Here is a 3,306-nt window from a genome sequence, read left to right as displayed (position 1 = left end):
CGCGCGCTGCGGCTTGGCCGGCGCGGCAAAGGCATAGGCCAGTTCGCCGCCCAGCGCGGTCTGCAGGTTGTGGCTGTGCACGTGATCACCGGCCGCGATCGGCGCGGTGGCCAGGCCGATCTGCGCGCCATAGCGATGCACCGCAGCGCCCGGGGACAGCGCGGCCAGGGCAAACTTGTGCCCGGCCGGGATCGCCTGGCGCAGCGTGACCGCGCTGCCCTCGATCATCACCTGCTGCCCGGCGGCAAGTAGCTGCAAGGCCACGGCAACATCGTCGTTGGGCGCGATCTTGAGCGCGTCGGGAAGGGTGTAAATGGCCTCGGTCATAGGCTTGCGATACACCGTTGCCAGCGCTGGCACAATCCACTAGACCCGCCAGCGATCCTGCAAGAGGCCTGTTGTCGATGCCCAGATTGGTTCTTCATCCCGATCGCCTGTTTCCCGCCGATCCGGACACCCGCGCGATTGCCCGCGCGCTCTATGCCACGGTCGCCCAGGCGCCGATCATCAGCCCGCACGGCCATACCGACCCGGAATGGTTTGCCACTGACGCACCGTGGGAAAATGCCACGCAGCTGCTGCTGGCGCCCGACCATTACCTGTTCCGCATGCTCTATTCGCAGGGTGTGTCGCTCGATGCGCTGGGCGTGCCGCGCCAGGGTGGGGCGCTGCCCGCCACCGATCCGCGCGAGGCCTGGCGCACATTTGCCGCGCATTGGCACCTGTTCCGCGGCACCCCTTCGGCGATATGGCTTAACCACGTCTTTGCCGAGGTATTCGGCATCGACCAGACGCTCGATGAAACGAGTGCCGATCATTATTACGACGCGATCGGTGCGGCGCTGGCCAGCCCGGCGTTCCGCCCGCGTGCGCTGTTCGAGCGGTTCAATATCGAACTGCTCGCCACCACCGAAGGCGCGGCCGATGATCTCGCCCACCACCAGGCGATCCGCGCCTCGGGCTGGCGGGGCAATGTCGTGACGACCTATCGCCCGGACTCGGTGATCGACCCCGAACACGATGCCTTTGCCCGCGACATGGTGCGCTTTGCGGCGCTGAGCGGCGAAGACGTGACGACGTGGGCCGGCTACCTGGCCGCGCACCGCCGCCGCCGCGCCGATTTCCGCGCCATGGGCGCCACGGCCACCGACCATGGCTTCCTCACCCCGCGCACGGCCAACCTGTCGCGCGCCGAATGCGAGGCGCTGTTTGCCAAGGTGATCGGCGGCAAGGCCGATGCTGCCGAGGCCGAACTGTTCCGTGCCCAGATGCTGACCGAGATGGCGCGGATGAGCCTGGACGACGGGATGACGATGCAGATCCATCCCGGCGCCACGCGCAACCACAATGCGCAGCTGTTCGCCAGCCACGGCCGCGACAAGGGCGCCGACATTCCCCGCGCCACCGAATATGTCGAGGCGCTGCGCCCGATGCTCGATCTGTTCGGCAACGAGCCGGCGCTTAAGGTCATCCTCTTCACGCTGGACGAGACGACCTATGCCCGCGAACTGGCGCCGCTGGCCGGGCATTATCCCTGCCTCAAGCTGGGACCGGCCTGGTGGTTCCACGATAGCCCCGAAGGCATGCGCCGCTTCCGCGAGATGACGACCGAGACCGCCGGGTTCTACAACACCGTGGGCTTTAACGACGATACCCGCGCCTTCCTGTCGATCCCGGCGCGGCACGATGTGGCAAGGCGGATCGATTGCGGTTTCCTGGCGCGGCTGGTGGCCGAACATCGCCTGGCCGATTGGGAAGCGGCCGATCTGATCGTGGAATTGACCACGGGCCTGGTGCGCCGCGCCTATGGCCTGCCGGTGCCCGCATGACGCGCCTATCGCCCGAAACGCTGGCGCTGTTGCCCGGCGATGTGGCGCGGCCCACCTATGATCGCGGCGCCATGCGCGCTGGCGTGGTTCATTTCGGGCCCGGCGCGTTTCACCGCGCGCACCAGGCCGCCGCGTTCGACACGCTGCTGGCGCACGATCCGCGCTGGGGCATCACTGGCGTCAGCCTGCATTCGCAAGGGGTGGCCCAGGCGCTGGGGCCGCAGGGCGGGCTTTATACGCTGGCCTTGCTGGATAGGCAGACGCGCTATCGCGTGACCGGCAGCATTGGCCAGGTGCTGACCGGCAAGGCGCCGCAGGCAATCCTTGGCGCCATGGCCCATGCCGATACCCGGATCATCAGCGCCACGGTGACCGAAAAGGGCTATTGCCTGGGCGCCGATGGCGCGCTCGATACCACCCACCCCGCGATCGCTGCCGACCTCACCGGGGCCGGGAACGACAGCTGGGTGCCGCAAAGCTTCATCGGCTGGCTGGTCTGCGGCCTGGGCGCACGGCGCCGCGCCGGCTTGCCTGGCCTGACCGTGCTGTCGTGCGACAACCTGACCGACAATGGCCGCAAGCTGGAGGCCGCCACCTTGGCCCTGGCCCAGCAGGTGGACCCGCAGACCGCGGCATGGATCGTCGATCAGGTGTGCTTTCCCAATGCCATGGTCGATTCGATCACGCCGGCCACCGACGATGCCTTGCGCGCGCAAGTGGCCGCCGCGACCGGTCTGGAGGATGCCTGGCCGATCCAGCGCGAAGGCTTTACCCAGTGGGTGATCGAGGATCGCTTTGCCGGAGAGCGCCCGGCGCTCGATCTGGCCGGGGTGACGTTCGCCGCCGATGTGCGCCCGTTCGAGATGGCCAAGCTGCGCCTGCTCAATGGTGCGCATTCGACGCTGGCCTATGTCGGGCTGGGGCTCGGCCATGAAACCGTGGCCCAGGCGATGCAGGACGCTGCCCTTGCCAGGTTTGTCGAACGCCTGATGCGCGAGGATATCGCGCCATCGGTCATGGCGCCGCCGGGGCTGGACCTGTCGCGCTATATTGCCGATGTGTTGGCGCGCTTTGCCAATCCGGCGATCCGCCACCTGCTGTCGCAGATCGCCTGGGATGGCTCGCAAAAGCTGCCCTACCGCCTGCTTGGCACAGTGCGCGAGGCGCTGGAAGCAGGCCGGCCGATCACCCGGCTGGCCGTGCCGATTGCCGCCTGGCTGCGCTTTCTGGAGCGGGCCGCACGCAGCGGCACCGCGATCACCGATCCCTTGGCGGCAGACCTGCTGGCGCGGGCCAGCGATTGGCGCGCTGTGCTGGCCATGCCAGCGGTGTTCGGCACGCTGGGCCAGGATGCGCAGCTTTTCGATGCGGTGGCCAAGGCGCATGCCGCGCTGGCCGCCGGCCAGCTGGAACCTGTTTAGCCTGGCACCGGCCCGCTGCTCTCGGCCGGGGTCAGCATGAGTTCGGGATGAAACGG

3 protein-coding genes are annotated in these 3,306 nt (G+C 68.1%); 2 read left to right on the top strand and 1 reads right to left on the bottom strand.

The genetic code is table 11. The features are described 5' to 3' along the window. Window positions 1-327, bottom strand: a 327-nt coding sequence (locus H926_RS0106770; protein WP_028657687.1) for a UxaA family hydrolase, incomplete at its 3' end; no start/stop codon positions are given. Between the two features lie 77 nt (window positions 328-404). Here H926_RS0106770 and uxaC point away from each other — a divergent pair. Both uxaC and H926_RS26015 read left to right on the top strand, forming a co-directional pair. Continuing rightward, window positions 405-1,829, top strand: coding sequence for a glucuronate isomerase (uxaC, locus tag H926_RS0106765; protein WP_028657686.1), 1,425 nt, complete (start codon window positions 405-407; stop codon window positions 1,827-1,829). Beyond that, on the top strand, window positions 1,826-3,250 hold the full coding sequence (locus H926_RS26015; RefSeq protein WP_022675629.1) for a mannitol dehydrogenase family protein: 1,425 nt from the start codon (window positions 1,826-1,828) through the stop codon (window positions 3,248-3,250). Before uxaC ends, H926_RS26015 begins: the two co-directional genes overlap by 4 nt. Window positions 3,251-3,306: the final 56 nt, after the last annotated feature.

It is taken from the genome of Novosphingobium sp. B-7 (assembly GCF_000410615.1).
In the GTDB taxonomy this organism is placed as follows: Bacteria; Pseudomonadota; Alphaproteobacteria; order Sphingomonadales; family Sphingomonadaceae; genus Novosphingobium; species Novosphingobium capsulatum.
Note: the sequence above shows the minus strand (reverse complement) of the source record. Positions and strands in the feature narration are given on the sequence as shown.